Below are 15,639 nucleotides of genomic sequence, written 5' to 3' on the forward strand. Positions count from 1 at the left end.
AACAGAGATTTTTACACAAAAAACACCGCCAATTTTATTTGGCGGATGTTTTAAAGATTATTAATTTAATGAGTTTATACTACTAATCATTTTTAATTTTAGGTTGAAATATTGTCATCATATCTAGTGTTTGACCAATCGCAAATCTTTCCGGACGATACATTGATTCAACAAATGGTGAAGGCACCATATAGCTACCTGGCGTCACTGCTCTAACTAAATAAGCCATACGTTCACCGTACAAATTTCTGCCGATATAATTTTGGATATCAACAGCCGCTACGTATCTATCATCACGATATTGCTGATAACGAATATGACTACTATCTTGATTATTGAGTAAATTGGCTAACCCAGGAATAGAATCTAAACTGACATTACTGCCTATAAGATTTTGATTTTCCAATTCTAATCCAGCAGGTAAGAAATCAACAATTAACGCATCTTGAATTCTTTCTCGCGATTTTACATCTAAGATGACAAGCATCATTGTACCCACTTTTACATCTGTAGGAATAATAGGATTGCCTTTCATATCATAATAACTTCGACTGATCCTTAAGATGTTCCCATTTGATGTTGGTGCAGGCGCTGTTTTAGCATAACCTGATACGGTTAATTTAATATATAGCGGTTTATCATTTTGTGGGTTACTGATAGTTAATCCATGATTTATATCGTTAAAATTAAAATTACGTTTAAATGACCCACTAGCCGAAGTGACTTCATTATTCACTGCTACTTTAAACTTCTGTGTGCTTTTGCTTTGTTCTAACGACCATCCCGCAATAAACAGTGAATTTAATTCTTGCGTTGATAGATAACGTTTGTCACTTAATAAATCAGATAATTTAAATAGATATTCAGTTTGCAAATTCGTACCAATTTTATTTTCAACAAGAATCGCTAATACTAAAGCGTCATCACGAAGTTCACTACCGTAATCACCATAATAATTAATGTCGTTTTCGTAATTTGTATTTTTCACTTCTTCCATCAAAGCTCGATATAATTCTTCATAACCGGTAAGTTTTGCCGTTAATGCTAACTGCATTATAGGTAGTGGAGATAACGCTATGTTGTTGTCTATAATTTTTCGAGATAGATTTTTAATTTCATTACGCATTATCGAAGTAATTTTATCTTGTTTTGCCATTAACATTAACGCATAAGCTTTTATCGAAAGCTCTACATGATCATATCTATCTGAATTTTGATAATAATATCTCATGTTATCAAGAACTGAAGAGGAATAGATATACTCTCCAATTCGTGTCATCGCTGAATTGAGTGCTTTATCATTCACTTGATAACCTCGTTCTTTAGCTTGAAGTAGAAAATCAGTGGCATAGACAGTAAGCCAATATTCCTCATTACTTTCACTACTCCAAAGACCAAAACTACCATTGCTTCTTTGCATTGATAAAATACGAGAAATCCCTAATTGAACATTTTGACGACGTTCTTCATCCGAATCGGTTTTGATGCCTAATGCAGCTAGCTGTTCACTATTAGCATATAAAGATGGAAATAAGCCACTTGTAGTTTGTTCCAGACATCCATAAGGATACGCAAACAATTCTTTGATATATTGGGCAACATTTAACGGTGGCTGATTAGAAACAATTAATTGAGCGCTAACAGTATTATCAATTAAATTATCTAAATTAGACGGGGATAGCATCCAACTTTCACCTGCATCAATTGCTTCAACATAACTTTTGTAGGTTGCAGAATAGGCAGGCCTGACTCCTAATTTCCATGAACGGTTGATTTTATAATCCGATCCATCATTCAATTTAATTCCTGTTACGGTGACTGTTATGGTTCCTTGACCATAGCCGTAATCAGCAATAATAGGGATTTGAATAATATTTTTCTGCTTTGTATCAAGCTTAAGATTGATAGATTTCGATTCCGTTTGATAAACCAGTCCTGAGGTTGCGACATCAATTTTCATGGTTTGAGTTGTATCAGTCAAATTATGGATATCTAATGCTAATTCAGCACGATCTCCACCTGATATGAATCGAGGAATAGACAATTCAGCAATCACAGGAGAAGCAACAATCATCGCTTGCTCAGCTTTACCAAAGCGGTTGTCATCCCATGCTTGCGCCATTAAACGTAATTCTCCATTAAAATTTGGTAATGCTAACTCAACAATTCCTTCACCATTTTCATTTAATTGGATCGTTTTGAGTTGTTGAGCAACGATGTTTACTTCCGTTAATGGTCTTTTACCGCCTGCGGCTACCGCATCACCACCAAAACTCATTTTAATGTTTCGTCCTTTTGCCTCAATTAACTTGCCGTATACGTCATACTGATCAACATCATATCGTTTACGTCCTAAAAATGAGGTATAAGGATCGGGCGTTGCGAAATTAGTTATATTCAACACGCCTGCATCTACCGCAGAAACTAAAACTGTTACGGTCTGATCTTTATTAATTGCTTGTTTATCCATTTTTATTTTAATTGGAACGGTTTTTTCTGGCTCGGTTTTATTCGGTGCGTCAATCGTGATATTTAATTGACGATTTGACGTGTCTAACGGTAAATAAAGTAGACCAACCGCCCGTTTAACCGTTTGTACTTCAGCATTCGTCGATGGTCGGATAATCATTGCATTTATATAAATATCGTGACGTTTCCAATCATTAATTGGAATTTCAACTTCAAGACCTTCATCGTCAACGGTAATTTCTTTTTTCCATAATGTTCCATCGTTGGTTTCAAGTGATATGTAACCTGAACCGGCAGCCGGCGCTTGTACGTGTACTTTTGCTGTATCACCAACCGAATAAAATGCTTTGTCTATACTCAATTTTACCTGATCTGGACGCAAATTATTTGTACCTTGAGTATTATCTTCCCAGTCATAGCCAGCCCAAAAACGAATGTTACTTACTACATTGGTATTTGGATCCACAATTTCCATTCGATATGCCCCATAATCATCAGGTTGATAGCTGACTTTAGCTGTAGCGTTTTCATCAATGGAAATCCTATTTTCTGAAACAACAAACTCTTTTAAAGTTGAATGTTGCTCCCAACCACTACCATCAGACCAAGACCAATAATAATTTCGACGCTCACGCACTACACGGGCTATTAAATTATTTGTAGCAAGTTTTTCACCTTGCTTATTCACGTAAGCGACTTCAAACTCCGCTAAAGCGCCAATGTCAACAGTTGGACGCTGACTATAAGTATCCATCTGCCAATTGTAATAAGGTTCGTCACTAAATAAAGTACGTAAAGCGGGAAGTTGATTTGCTGGCCAAATATCTTGAGTTGCATAACGAGTAACTGGTCTTCCACCCGAATCCAATAAACTTATATTTGTCACGATTCTAATAGGTTTTTTTACACGAGCCCACTGATCTGCACTAAGCTTGATTTCTGTTTTACCATTATTATCCAAAGTTTCATCAATTTCAGACAACTCAGTATAATCTGTCTCACCTTGAACATTTCCGATTTTAAAATCATTTAATCCCTGAACAGTTCTTAAATTTTTATAATAGTTCCTACCATTCAATTTATTCCCAGAAGCTGGTGCACCATAGAGATACCAACCTTTTATACTAAATTCCACGTCTTGATCAAATGATATAGGTTCATTAGAAGGCGCTTTGATTTCCATTGCCATTCTTTCTGGCAGGAACTCTTCTACTTTAAAATAAGAAAAACGATAGTTGTCATCACCGACATTAATACGAAGTGACCATTTACCTGTTGGCGCATCATTTGGTATCGTGAACTCAACTTGATATAAACCATGCGTGTCTGGTTCTTTTTTTACGTAACCACTTGCTATAACATTATCGTCAGAAGAGAGCACCTCAACCATGATTGGTTGATCAGGTAATTGTTGTCCGTCAGCATCCCGTAATAATGCGTTAAAATAAACCTTTTCACCAGGACGGTATAAATCGCGAGGCCCAAAAATAAATAATTGTTTTGAATAAAAAGTTGAACCAGATAGATTAAAGTCCGTTAAATTTAGGGCATTACGATTAATGGTGACAAATGAAGTCTGGCTTCCATCATCGGCTGTTAATAAAGAATAATTAGATCCTTCTGGTAATGTGATCTCAGCAAAACCTTCATTATTCGTTTGGAATGAAAGGGTATTACAATTATTATTGTTGTCATTTGAGGAGTTAACACAAAGTAGCGATAAATTTATGTTTGGTAACGGTTTGCCATTATCTAATCCATGAGTCATTACCAATAATTTACCATTGTTGTAAGCATGAATAGCTATCCCAATATTACTGATTGAAAATAATGTGGCAGGCAATTCATCATTATAAGATCCAGCTTTATCCATTATTGCAAGATAAATGCCTTCTTTATTTATTTCTGAAAACTTAGATAAATCCAGCAATAGTGTTTCTTGAGTATTTGGTGTAGGATTGAGATCAAACCTTGAAGAAAAAGATAAATCCATATATTCTTCAAAATTTTGTGAACGCCAAGTATAATAACGGTTTATAAATCCGTAATTCGTAATAAATTTAGCTAACTTTTCTGGTTTGATTCGATAAAAATTAATATCGACTTTATCAATATTCAGTGTCGTAACTGGTAAACCATTCATGGATTTGCTGGGTAATAATACTCCACTACTTGAAAAAGCGATAAAAGGCTCACGATTTTGGGTATTAATTTCAATTTGATATACTGAGGATAAACTCTTATCATTGATAGCAGATAGCATTTTATCAATGGTCAAGGTTAACTTACGATTCGGTTCAAGGAATCGATGCCTTAATTCCAAACCGTTATTTGAAAGCTCCCATGCGCCATCAACCGTTCCTTTTTCCTTATCGACAAGTCTTAGAAGATTGGAAAAATTGAGTTTAGGGTTAACCGGAACAGAAAACGTAACAACTAAAGTACTCGAACCATCAAGTATCATTTCTGAGGTATCAAGGACAGTAAAAGGGTTATTTTTATATTTTTCTTTTAACTCAGGAGTAACAGTAAATATACTTTGAGTTTGATTATTTTGATTCGAATTAATCTTTGAAGTATTGTCATTGACAGATTGAGTTGTTGTCTGACTATCTTTGTTTTCATTAGCTATCGATGAAGATTTATTATTATTATCACAACCGATTAAAACCAAAATTAAGCTCAATACGCTTAACCCTTTAATAAAGCTCATTATTTTTCACCTATTTTCTATTCCAAATATTACATTATCAACATTTTTCGATTATCTATATTATGCACTGCCTAAAAACGTTTGGCAAAAGTTGTTTTTAAAGACAATGCCACTTCTTCAAGTATGTCTGATAAAAAAATTATCTTTTATTAAAACATATTGTTAATAGAAATCATTGCCATTAGATGAAGAGACAAAACTCATTTATTCATGAAAATAAATGAGTTTTGTAAATAGTGGAAGGCGCTTCGTTACAAAAGCGAACAAAATTATGAATTGGCGCTAGCTAACGTCATTAATCTTTTCATTAAAAAATTTAAAATAACACCATAAAGGGGTAAGAAGAATAATCCACAAATTAAAATTTTAAAGCTATAGTCAATCGAGGCTATTTCGATCCAATGATTCGCCATAAATTCGTCGTTACTTTGATAAAAGGCAATAGCAAAAAAGACAATAGTATCAATACCATTACCTAATACCGCTGACGCTGAAGGCGCAACCCACCATGCTTTATTTTTTCGTAAATAATTAAACACGGTAATATCCATCAGTTGCCCAACCAAATAAGCGGCAAAACTGGCTAAAGCAATACGGAAAACAAAACTGTTAAAATCAGATAAAGCTGAAAAGCCCATCCAATGCCCTTCAAAAAACACAACCGAAATGGAATAAGAGAACAGTAAGGCCGGTATCATGACAACGAAGATAATTTTTCTGGCAAGGCTGGCACCAAATACCCGAATGGTTAAATCGGTGGTTAAAAAAATAAATGGAAAGGTAAATGCTCCCCATGTGGTATGAAAACCGAAGATATCAAACGGGATTTGTACCAAATAATTGCTTGATGCAATAACTAAGATATGAAAAAAAGAGAGCCAACAAAGTGCTTTACGCTGCTGAGATGGAGTAAATTTTTTCTGTAATGAGTCTGAGTGAATATTTAAATACATATTCGTTTCCTTTTTTGAATGGGGTGAGAGAACCCATAATGTTTAACGTAAAAATGATGTAATTAAGGTAAAAATGTCGGATTACCTTAATTTAATTACATCGATATTTAATATTGTTAACTTTTTATACAAAAATACTTGTTATACAAAATAATCGTTGATGATTTGCCTGCATTCATTTAACCGTCAGACACGACTATTTTGTGACATCGGTTAAATATTGATTTAACCCTTTTTCACGTAGCTCACAACTTGGGCACTGACCACATCCGCCGTCAACCCCGTAATAACAAGTGTGAGTGTGTTGTCGAATATAATCAAGATAACCGAGTTTATCAGCCATTTCCCATGTTTGCGCTTTAGTCAGATACATTAAAGGGGTGATGATGTTAAACGTGTAATCCAAAGCTAAATTCATCGATACATTCATGGATTTAATAAAGATATCTCGACAATCCGGATAACCACTAAAATCAGTTTCACATACACCAATAATAATATCTTGAATAGCGTGTTGTTTGGCATAACACCCCGCTAACAATAAAAATAGCATATTACGCCCGTCAACAAAGGTATTCGGATAATTCCCTTCTTGAGCGGCTTTGATTTCTTGTGAGTCATCAATCAAGGCATTATTGGTCGTTTGTTTGATCACTGAAGTATCAATGAGGGTTTGCTTTACACCAAGATCGTCAGCAATCCATTTGGCTTTTTCAAGCTCAATGGCATGTCGTTGACCGTATTGAAAGCTGATTGTTTCAACGTTTTCACGTCCATAATCAGCAATGGCTTGTAGCAGGCAAGTGGTCGAATCTTGCCCACCCGAAAATATCACAAGTGCTTTACGATGTTGCATTAAAAAATTCCTGTTAGGCTGATGAGATTAGCGATTATCGACTTTTTCAGGATAAAGATCGTGATTAGCTAAACGATTAAGCGCAATTTGTTCCCAATGAGTACCGGGTTTACCGTAATTAGCATAAGGATCAATAGAAATACCACCACGTGGCGTAAACTTACCCCAGACTTCGATGTATTTGGGATCCATTAATTTAATCAGATCTTTCATGATGATATTAATACAATCTTCATGATAATCACCATGATTACGGAAACTAAACATATAGAGCTTAAGTGATTTACTTTCGACCATTTTGATATTAGGTACATACGAAATGTAGATCGTTGCAAAATCAGGTTGACCGGTGATAGGACAAAGACTGGTAAATTCCGGACAATTGAATTTTACAAAATAGTCATTATCAGGATGTTTATTATCAAAGGTTTCCAGAATTTCTGGACAATAAGTTGTAGGATAGCGAACAGACTGATCGCCTAGTAGTGTAACGTTACTCATAATTTTCCTTAGTTTTTTTGCGTGGGAGGTTTACGAACCACGTGATAAGGCGCACACCTTACCTTTTTTTGTGATAAAAGTCTAGCCTATTGCTTAATCACTTAGCATAACGGCGTTAACCGCTAAGTTAACTTAATTTGCTTGAAAATTGGGGCATTTTGGTTAAACAATAGCAATGCGTGTTGAATAAGAAAGTTGTCATCATCAACGGGATAACACACAACGTTATCACTATTTTGATGATGACAAATTTGGAGGATAATCTTAATAAAAGCTAAAATTTAAAATTTATTTCGATTTCACTGCTTTGTAGAAGTTGTCCAATTTATCTTTAGCTTCCGCAAGTTCTTTTTCAGCATCATTTAATTTTGCGGTTTTTTCGGCAATTTTTTGGTTATCACCTTTGAGTTTTGCCTCTGCTAAATCTTTTTGCCTTTCTGCCACTTTTTCAGTTTTTTCGTTAATATTTTTTTTGTATTCGGCTTCTAAATTATCATCTTTACAATGCATTTTGACATTTAACAATGCTTTTTCTAATCCTTGAACACGTTCAACATTATCGGTTTTTTGGGCTTCAGTAATTTGTGCTTCAATTGCCTCTTTTTTGCCGGCACAGGTTTGCCCTTCATGATCATCAACGTTTGCGGCACAAACACCTAATGTAAGGGTTGTTAAAAAAGAAAGCAGTGTTAATTTACTTACAGACGACTTAATTGTTGATTTCATAATAATTCCTCTTAAGTTTATTTTCTTAATTGAACACAATCGACTTTATGGTTTTTGCCTTTCGTTAATATTAAACTTGCTCGCTCTCTTGTCGGTAAAATGTTTTCGATCAAATTTAATTCATTGATTTCTCGCCAAAGACGATTAGCGATATTTATCGCTTCTTGCTCTGGAAGCTGTGAATAGTGATTAAAATATGAGTTAGGATCACTAAAGGCGCCAGCTCGAAATTTTAAAAAACGATTCACATACCAATCATGTAGAAGCGACAAATCCGCATCAACATAGATCGAAAAATCAACATAATCTGAAACAAAGACTCGGTTGGTATTTTGTGTAAAATTTAAGGTTCCTTGTAATACGTTTAATCCTTCTAAAATGAGAATATCAGGACTATCTATAACGATTTCTTCATTATCAACAATATCATAAACCAGATGTGAATAGACGGGTGCTTTAACTTGAGATTGACCTGATTTTACATCAGCAACAAAATTGATCAACCTTTTAATATCATAAGATTGTGGAAAGCCTTTTTTGTTCATTATGCCACGCTCTTCAAGATATTTATTAGGATATAAAAAACCATCCGTGGTGACTAATGCAACTTTTCGATGTTCAGGCCAACGACTTAATAGTGCTTGTAAAACGCGTGCAGTTGTACTTTTACCTACTGCTACACTCCCTGCTATACCGATAACGTAAGGGATTTTTTGGGTTTTACCTAAAAATTTGGCAAGAACAGCCTGACGGCTAAAACTATTATTAATATAATAGTTGAGCAATCGGGATAAGGGTAAGTAAATTTCGCTGACTTCATCTATGGACAAATCTTCATTAATCCCTTGCAATGAGGTGAGTTCCTCAGGGGTTAATGTCATGGGTTCAGCATTACGCAAACTAGCCCATTCTTGGCGGCTAAACTGCATATAAGGACTAAGATGATTTTTCATCATGTCGTGTTCTCAAATTCCATCTATTTAAATTGATTGGGTTAAGATTATACATAAATCTTAACTTTTACAATCATAAATTAGCATTAATGCATGATCGTAGCTATATTGAAGACTTACTGATAAAATAGCCTAAATAAATATTTGTCCTAATATTAAACAGAGATTATATGTTAAAAACCAAATCGAAACAAAAACCGAAAAAAACCCGTCAAGAGATTAATGAAGAATCTTGGGCACTCAAGCGAAAACGCAAACATAAAGGCTTACCAAGTGGTTCTCGTTTCAATAATGAAACCAAAAAAAATAAACCAACTACTAAAACCGTTAAAGATCCGCGCATTGGTAGTAAAAAACCGATTTCGTTAATTGCAGATGAATCAGTGAAATCGACCAATAAAATCAAACAACCGAAAACGCAAAAATTAGTTCTTTCACCCGAGCAAGAATTGGAACAACTGGAAAACGATCCTAAATTAGAGCAATTACTTGATTTAGTCGAAAGTGGAAGCCAATTAACAAAAGAGCAACAAACATATCTCGATACTAAATTAAATCGTATCGATGAATTGATGCAGCAACTCGGTTATAGTGTTGATGATTTTGAAGATGAAGAAGAGAAACAAGAAGATATTGTGAGTTTATTGAAACGTAATTAACGTCATACCTGAACAAATTTACATTAATTTATTGTGATATATAATGCAATGAATTTGTGATAGTTTGGCTGTTAAAATATCAACATCAATCTGTTCCGTCGACTGAATGTACAATCAAATATTTAATAATGAGAGCCAATCATTATGCCTATGTTAATCATGCTTAGTTTATATATTGGACTATTTATTTGTACTTTACTCTATCTTCGAAAAACGAACCGGATTAAATTTCGTGTTAAGGCAAAACAGAAAACGATTTTAAAAGGTCATGGAAAAAGTCATGTCAAAGACAAAATTAGACGAAAATAATAGCTTAGCAGAAGCACAATTGTGGGATCAAAGTTTAATTGAAAAATACAATTATTCAGGCCCACGCTATACTTCTTATCCTACTGCGTTAGAGTTTAATGAAAATTTTAGCCAACAAGACTTTATCTTGTCCGCCACCCGCTTTGCGGATAGACCTTTATCGCTTTATGTTCATATCCCATTTTGCCATAAACTTTGTTATTTTTGTGGGTGTAATAAACTGGTTACCCGACAAACCCAAAAAGTCACCCAATACTTAGATATACTGGAACGGGAAATAGCTTCACGTTCTCAGTTATTTAAAGATCGCACCGTCACTCAAATGCATTGGGGAGGCGGTACACCGACTTTTTTAACGCATGACGAGATTACTCGACTTATTACCTCGTTAAAAAAGCACTTCAATTTTGATACCCACGCTGAACTTTCAATCGAAATCGATCCAAGGGAAATTACCCCACAAACTATCGATCATCTAGCCAATTTGGGCTTTAATCGATTAAGTATGGGGATTCAGGATTTTAATCATGAAATTCAGTATTTAATTAATCGTGAACAAGATGAACAACTCATTCGATCCTTGATCCTTCAAGCAAGAAAAAACCGTTTTCATTCAATTAGTTTAGATCTTATTTATGGATTACCTAAACAAACGGTTGACAGTTTTACCGAAACATTGGATAAAGTGATTGATATCTCACCCGATCGTTTAAGTGTCTTTAATTATGCCCATTTACCTAGCCGATTTGCAGCACAACGCAAAATTAAAGACCACGATTTACCTAATGCTCATGCAAAATTACAGATTTTACAGACCAGTATTCAAAAGTTAACCCAAGCAGGGTATCGCTTTATTGGTATGGATCATTTTGCAAAACCGACTGACGAACTGGCAATTGCCCAGCAGCAAAATAAATTACATCGAAATTTCCAAGGTTATACCACCCAAGGAGAGGCAGATTTATTAGGGCTTGGCGTATCAGCAATTAGTATGCTGGGTGATAGTTATGCACAAAATCAGAAAGATCTTAAACTTTATCAACAACAAGTTGAATTAAGTGGTAATGGTTTATGGAAAGGGTTTTGCTTAAATGAAGATGATAAAATTCGTCGTGATGTGATAAAACAGCTTATTTGTCATTTCTTTTTAAATAAACAAGCGATTGAACAGCGGTATCAAATCCGATTTGATCACTATTTTGCCGAAGATTTAACCTTGCTTGACCCATTAGTCAAAGATGGATTAGTCACAGTAACAGACGATGCCATTATTGTTAATCCTAAAGGTCATTTGCTTATCCGTAATATTTGCATGTGTTTTGATAGCTATATGAGACAACAAGCACGGCAACAGCAGTTTTCAAGGGTGATTTAGTCACTAGTCAAACCGCCCTCTTTCGATGATGTATTAAAGGCAAAGTTACGGTAAAAACCGTAACTTTTTTTCTTGTGTGGAATTATCAGTTAATGACAAGCTAAATAAACTCTAAATTTTGTTGTTTGTGCAATGACTTCAACACTTTTGAAGGTTTCGTCTAAAATAGCTTGATAAGGTAAAAATGAGTTTGCCACAATACAAAGGTAACCATTTAGTTTCAAGTGTTTTTTCGCTTCTTTAATCAGTGTGTTTACTGCCGTATAACTGGTTTCTTTACCGTCATGAAAAGGGGGGTTAGAAACAATAAGATGATATTTATCATTAATATTTGAAAATACATCGCTGGCAACAACCGTTGCATCAATATGATTGGCATTTATCGTTGCTTTACTTGATTCAATGGCAGCAACGCTAACATCAGACAAAGTAAGATTGATTTCAGGATACAATTTACCCAACACGGTTGATAACACTCCTGCTCCGCATCCTACATCTAACACATTACCTTTAATAATATCAGCATGATCAACTAACGCATTTAATAGCAGTTCACTTCCGGCATCTAATCCTTTTTGACTAAATACGCCCGGTAAACTCTTAATTTCAATATCTTGATCTTCAATGGATAAATGATAATTTAACCACCATTCACTAAGATCAAATGCCAAACGACTTTCAGCTTGAAAATGATACAAACCACAACGCCTTGCGCTGTCAATTTTTTGGATGACACCAAAATCAGCGAGAAGCGACTCAACACTTTTCACCCCCGTTCGATTTTCACCAACAATAAAAATATCACTATCTTTTGGCATATTATTTAATAGATAAGAGAGCTGAAATTGGGCTTCGCTTTTTGTTTTTGGCCAATAATAGATTAACGTATTCATGCCGTTATAAAAATCTTTATCAGGCAGAAGAGAAAAATCGATTTCAGTGCCCTTACGACTATTTTTTAGACGCAAATAGGTATGAAATTGTGAACAATGAATTTTAACTTGATTAGCCGCAATAACAATAGGATAACTATCTTGAATATCACCAGCAATAATAACTTTTTTATCGCTAAAAAATGTTTGATGACGTTCAAGTACTTGACTTGCAGGAGTAAAAGCGGATGTTGCCATAATGCCTCAATGAAAAACCTTTATAAATTGATGCGATGATTATACAATTAACCATCTTTAATCTCTAATAAAAACCGAATGTCGATAATGTCACAACGTGATTGGTACTTACAACAATGCAATATTACGCAATATGTGTTGCGTAAAGCAAATGTTTTTAAAGGTGAAGTGGTAAACCATATTGACGATGAAATTAGTTTAATTGTTGTCGCTGAGCAAAAACCCACGCAAAAAATTTATTTTGATATTTTAAATGCCATTCGCCTTAATCAAGAGCAGGTACTTTTTTTAACGCCTTCACAATTAATCATCCCCTCAGATGATATTGATAAGGTTATATGGTTTATTGACATAAATCCTGATGAATCTTGGAAACGTGCATTAACGATTCAAACAACGGATTTAATTTCTTTAGCTAAAGCTCCACAACAAAAACGCCAACTTTGGCAACAATTATGCGAATATGAAAACTATTTCCACCCTGACCGACAATGATTTACCCGATGCTTTTGAGTTAGAACAACAATGCCACTTGATTCCTTGGTCAAAGCAGACGTTCTATTCAAATCAAGGCGATCATTATTACAATCTTAAATTGACTATCGATAACCGTATAGTTGGTTTTTGTATTTGTCAAATGGTTGCAGACGAAGCTAATTTGTTCAATATCGCTATTCATCCAAAATACCGACAACAAGGGCTTGCTAAGGCGTTACTGAATCATTTAATTGATCAACTGACTAGCATCGATCACCCGATTGCGATTTCCACATTGTGGTTAGAAGTAAGAAGATCAAATACACCCGCAATCGAACTTTATCATTCTCTTGGTTTTAACCAAATTACCGTTAGGAAAAACTATTATCCAACAACCAATGGCAAACACGAAGATGCAATTATTATGGCTTACACATTAACCTTATCATAACGATAAATTACAGAAGGAATAATCAATGATAGCTCATCGGGCTCTACTTTTTGTCAATGGTGAACCGCCACATCACTTTCCAAGTGATTTAACCGGCTATCATTATGTTGCTTGTACTGACGGCGCTTATCATAATTACTTAGCCCCAACCGCTATCATACCGGATTTTATTATTGGCGATTTAGACAGTTACCATCACACTATGGCTGTGCCAGACAAAATCCAAATAATACAAACTCCCGATCAAAATAAAACTGACTTTGAGAAAGCTATCATTTTTTTAGCAGATAAAGGGATTCAACACTTTGATATTTATGGGGCAACTGGACATGCTAGCGACCATTTTTTAGGTAATTTATCGGTAGCGTTGCAGTATCATTCACAATATCAAATCACTTTTTATGATAATTACGGCCACTTCTTTTTTGCCAAAAAGTATCAAGAAATCGTTAATATCAACAATCATATAGTCTCTTTTATGCCATTTTGTGAAGTGACGGACTTGACCATTACAGGCGTGCAGTATCCTTTAGTCAATCAAACGCTCACTTTTGGGAAATTTATTAGCGTACGCAATAAAGCCATATCAGATTTAGTTAAAATTACTTTTCAACAAGGTAATTTAATCATTTTCATTGAAGATTTTAGTAGTAAACATTGACGGCGTGATTTACAATAATTTACAATATCATTATACTTTTTTAATAAAAAGATTACCAAAAGGACATCACCATGCTTTTAAAAAAACTTTCTGTGCTTGTGAGTACATTATTGATATCTTGCATGGCTTTTTCTGCTCAAAATCAACAAGATATCAATAAAACTGACAAAGTAATGAAAGCTTTTTTAGCATGTGATAATCAATTTTTTAAGCAACTTGCTTTATACAAAGATGATTTTAATCAATATGTTGACTTAGCCACCGCCGATAATGTGACCTATATTCCTGTCGAATCTATCGAAAATCATGATAAAAACAAAGTGATGTTTAAAAAACCGTTTCAATATCGTGGGTTAACCATTTCGGGTTATCAAAATGTCTACCTTACCACCACCGCATCAGGCCAATTTTATTACTGGGGATTTATTGTTGATAATGCCATTGACGATGTAAAAAACGCATTAGATACTCTCCATTGGTCTAAATTCAATGCACAAATTTATACTGCAAATACTAAAATTTTTGATACCCAATCTCATTCTCCTAATTGGCAGGATAATCCTTATTCTATAGACGGTGTGCTTCCTAAAATTGGCACTATTGAAAAATCACTTTATTTAGAACCAATTTCTGACAAACAAAGCTTGGTGTCGTGCTCGATTCAAGGTGATGTAGACAAACAGATTCTTTATGTTACAAGACCAGATATAAAACCAATTTTGAAAAAAATGGAACTTGAACGTAAACAGAAGTTAAAACTAGATAATAAACAGAAAGAAATAGAACAAAAAAGACAATTTCAACCTCAAGTTAAGCCTAACCAAAGCTTAAAAAATAATTAAAAAATGGAGATGAAATTTAATGAAAAAATTAGGAATACTGTTATTTCTTTTTTCTTTTTCTGTACTAAGCCTTCAGGGAGTAACAAAAAATAAAACGGAGGTGAATAAAGTTGACTTTAATAAAGAGTATCAAAAATTAAAAGACGCCAGTATTGGAGAGCAATTTATTTCAATCAATAAAAGTTATGAAAGAGATTCGGTCGGTTACACTTTTATAGATAAAAATTCGGTCAGATTGCATCCGTATAATAAAAACATTCGTCAATTTAATAAAGTGACTAATTATATACCTTCTCTTAACTATGAACAGATTAATGGGAATAAAGTACCTTATCATTCAATGGTTATCCAAGAATTTGCGAATTGCGATAAAATGGAAATTGCCGAAGGCAAGATACAAATTTATGCAAACTATTTTGGTGACGGTAAATTGATTTCTGAAAATCAGTTAGTAAACCGTTGGGTTGCAACCAATCCAGGAACTGATATGCGGGTGTTACTGGTTATTGCCTGCTCGTTACCTCTTGTGAATTAGTCACAAACTTTGTGCATTGCATTTAGGCG

Annotated in this window: 14 protein-coding genes and 1 riboswitch; of the genes, 7 read left to right on the forward strand and 7 right to left on the reverse strand. The window is 34.4% G+C overall.

Annotated elements, in window-relative coordinates; all coding sequences use genetic code 11:
* Positions 1-82 precede the first annotated feature (82 nt).
* The 6 genes from ACGH6R_RS02560 to coaA form a co-directional block, all read right to left on the reverse strand.
* Positions 83-5,182, reverse strand: coding sequence for an MG2 domain-containing protein (locus ACGH6R_RS02560; protein WP_411598813.1), 5,100 nt, complete (start codon positions 5,180-5,182; stop codon positions 83-85).
* A gap of 269 nt (positions 5,183-5,451) precedes the next feature.
* The gene (locus ACGH6R_RS02565; RefSeq protein WP_267378278.1) at positions 5,452-6,135 is read right to left on the reverse strand and encodes a 7-cyano-7-deazaguanine/7-aminomethyl-7-deazaguanine transporter; all 684 of its coding nucleotides are present in this window, start codon (positions 6,133-6,135) and stop codon (positions 5,452-5,454) included.
* 196 nt (positions 6,136-6,331) lie between these two features.
* Complete coding sequence (queC, locus tag ACGH6R_RS02570; protein ID WP_411598814.1) at positions 6,332-6,991, reverse strand: 7-cyano-7-deazaguanine synthase QueC; 660 nt, start codon at positions 6,989-6,991, stop codon at positions 6,332-6,334.
* A 27-nt stretch (positions 6,992-7,018) separates the two neighbouring features.
* A complete protein-coding gene (gene queF, locus ACGH6R_RS02575) occupies positions 7,019-7,492 on the reverse strand; it encodes a preQ(1) synthase (RefSeq protein ID WP_267378274.1) in 474 nt (157 codons plus the stop codon).
* Positions 7,493-7,494: 2 nt separating this feature from the next.
* Positions 7,495-7,539: riboswitch (PreQ1 riboswitch) on the reverse strand.
* A gap of 241 nt (positions 7,540-7,780) precedes the next feature.
* Positions 7,781-8,218 carry a DUF1090 domain-containing protein gene (locus ACGH6R_RS02580; RefSeq protein ID WP_267378272.1) on the reverse strand — a complete coding sequence of 146 codons (438 nt, stop codon included), beginning with the start codon at positions 8,216-8,218 and terminating at the stop codon, positions 7,781-7,783.
* A 17-nt stretch (positions 8,219-8,235) separates the two neighbouring features.
* Positions 8,236-9,174 (reverse strand): type I pantothenate kinase, encoded by a 939-nt coding sequence (coaA, locus tag ACGH6R_RS02585; protein ID WP_267351425.1) that lies wholly within the window; start codon positions 9,172-9,174, stop codon positions 8,236-8,238.
* A 167-nt stretch (positions 9,175-9,341) separates the two neighbouring features.
* On the opposite strand from coaA, the gene yihI reads away from it, so the two are divergent.
* Both yihI and hemN read left to right on the forward strand, forming a co-directional pair.
* Complete coding sequence (gene yihI, locus ACGH6R_RS02590; protein WP_267361281.1) at positions 9,342-9,830, forward strand: Der GTPase-activating protein YihI; 489 nt, start codon at positions 9,342-9,344, stop codon at positions 9,828-9,830.
* A gap of 280 nt (positions 9,831-10,110) precedes the next feature.
* The gene (hemN, locus tag ACGH6R_RS02595; RefSeq protein ID WP_411598815.1) at positions 10,111-11,514 is read left to right on the forward strand and encodes an oxygen-independent coproporphyrinogen III oxidase; all 1,404 of its coding nucleotides are present in this window, start codon (positions 10,111-10,113) and stop codon (positions 11,512-11,514) included.
* 89 nt (positions 11,515-11,603) lie between these two features.
* Here hemN and rsmC read toward each other — a convergent pair whose 3' ends face one another.
* Positions 11,604-12,644, reverse strand: a complete 1,041-nt coding sequence (gene rsmC, locus ACGH6R_RS02600; RefSeq protein ID WP_411597254.1) for a 16S rRNA (guanine(1207)-N(2))-methyltransferase RsmC — start codon at positions 12,642-12,644, stop codon at positions 11,604-11,606.
* Between the two features lie 78 nt (positions 12,645-12,722).
* Between rsmC and ACGH6R_RS02605 the strand changes: the two genes are divergently transcribed.
* The 5 genes from ACGH6R_RS02605 (at position 12,723) to ACGH6R_RS02625 (ending at position 15,610) form a co-directional block, all read left to right on the forward strand.
* Complete coding sequence (locus ACGH6R_RS02605) at positions 12,723-13,139, forward strand: DNA polymerase III subunit psi (RefSeq protein WP_411598816.1); 417 nt, start codon at positions 12,723-12,725, stop codon at positions 13,137-13,139.
* The gene (rimI, locus tag ACGH6R_RS02610) at positions 13,108-13,572 is read left to right on the forward strand and encodes a ribosomal protein S18-alanine N-acetyltransferase (RefSeq protein WP_411598817.1); all 465 of its coding nucleotides are present in this window, start codon (positions 13,108-13,110) and stop codon (positions 13,570-13,572) included. Before ACGH6R_RS02605 ends, rimI begins: the two co-directional genes overlap by 32 nt.
* 25 nt (positions 13,573-13,597) lie before the next feature.
* On the forward strand, positions 13,598-14,233 hold the full coding sequence (locus ACGH6R_RS02615) for a thiamine diphosphokinase (RefSeq protein ID WP_411598818.1): 636 nt from the start codon (positions 13,598-13,600) through the stop codon (positions 14,231-14,233).
* A 71-nt stretch (positions 14,234-14,304) separates the two neighbouring features.
* Entirely contained in the window at positions 14,305-15,075 is a 771-nt protein-coding gene (locus tag ACGH6R_RS02620; RefSeq protein WP_267351413.1) for a hypothetical protein, read from the forward strand.
* Positions 15,076-15,094: 19 nt separating this feature from the next.
* Entirely contained in the window at positions 15,095-15,610 is a 516-nt protein-coding gene (locus tag ACGH6R_RS02625) for a surface-adhesin E family protein (protein WP_267351411.1), read from the forward strand.
* Positions 15,611-15,639: the final 29 nt, after the last annotated feature.

The sequence above is a fragment of the Gilliamella sp. CG13 genome (assembly GCF_046635805.1).
Lineage (GTDB): Bacteria > Pseudomonadota > Gammaproteobacteria > Enterobacterales > Orbaceae > Gilliamella > Gilliamella apicola_I.

Coding starts and splice junctions, on each gene's coding strand:
- ACGH6R_RS02605 (WP_411598816.1), top strand. CDS start 12,723: ATGTCGATAATGTCACAACGTGATTGGTACTTACAACAATGCAATATT.
- ACGH6R_RS02620 (WP_267351413.1), top strand. CDS start 14,305: ATGCTTTTAAAAAAACTTTCTGTGCTTGTGAGTACATTATTGATATCT.
- hemN (WP_411598815.1), top strand. CDS start 10,111: ATGTCAAAGACAAAATTAGACGAAAATAATAGCTTAGCAGAAGCACAA.
- ACGH6R_RS02560 (WP_411598813.1), bottom strand. CDS start 5,182: ATGAGCTTTATTAAAGGGTTAAGCGTATTGAGCTTAATTTTGGTTTTA.
- rimI (WP_411598817.1), top strand. CDS start 13,108: ATGAAAACTATTTCCACCCTGACCGACAATGATTTACCCGATGCTTTT.
- queF (WP_267378274.1), bottom strand. CDS start 7,492: ATGAGTAACGTTACACTACTAGGCGATCAGTCTGTTCGCTATCCTACA.
- ACGH6R_RS02615 (WP_411598818.1), top strand. CDS start 13,598: ATGATAGCTCATCGGGCTCTACTTTTTGTCAATGGTGAACCGCCACAT.
- ACGH6R_RS02580 (WP_267378272.1), bottom strand. CDS start 8,218: ATGAAATCAACAATTAAGTCGTCTGTAAGTAAATTAACACTGCTTTCT.
- ACGH6R_RS02565 (WP_267378278.1), bottom strand. CDS start 6,135: ATGTATTTAAATATTCACTCAGACTCATTACAGAAAAAATTTACTCCA.
- yihI (WP_267361281.1), top strand. CDS start 9,342: ATGTTAAAAACCAAATCGAAACAAAAACCGAAAAAAACCCGTCAAGAG.
- coaA (WP_267351425.1), bottom strand. CDS start 9,174: ATGATGAAAAATCATCTTAGTCCTTATATGCAGTTTAGCCGCCAAGAA.
- rsmC (WP_411597254.1), bottom strand. CDS start 12,644: ATGGCAACATCCGCTTTTACTCCTGCAAGTCAAGTACTTGAACGTCAT.
- queC (WP_411598814.1), bottom strand. CDS start 6,991: ATGCAACATCGTAAAGCACTTGTGATATTTTCGGGTGGGCAAGATTCG.
- ACGH6R_RS02625 (WP_267351411.1), top strand. CDS start 15,095: ATGAAAAAATTAGGAATACTGTTATTTCTTTTTTCTTTTTCTGTACTA.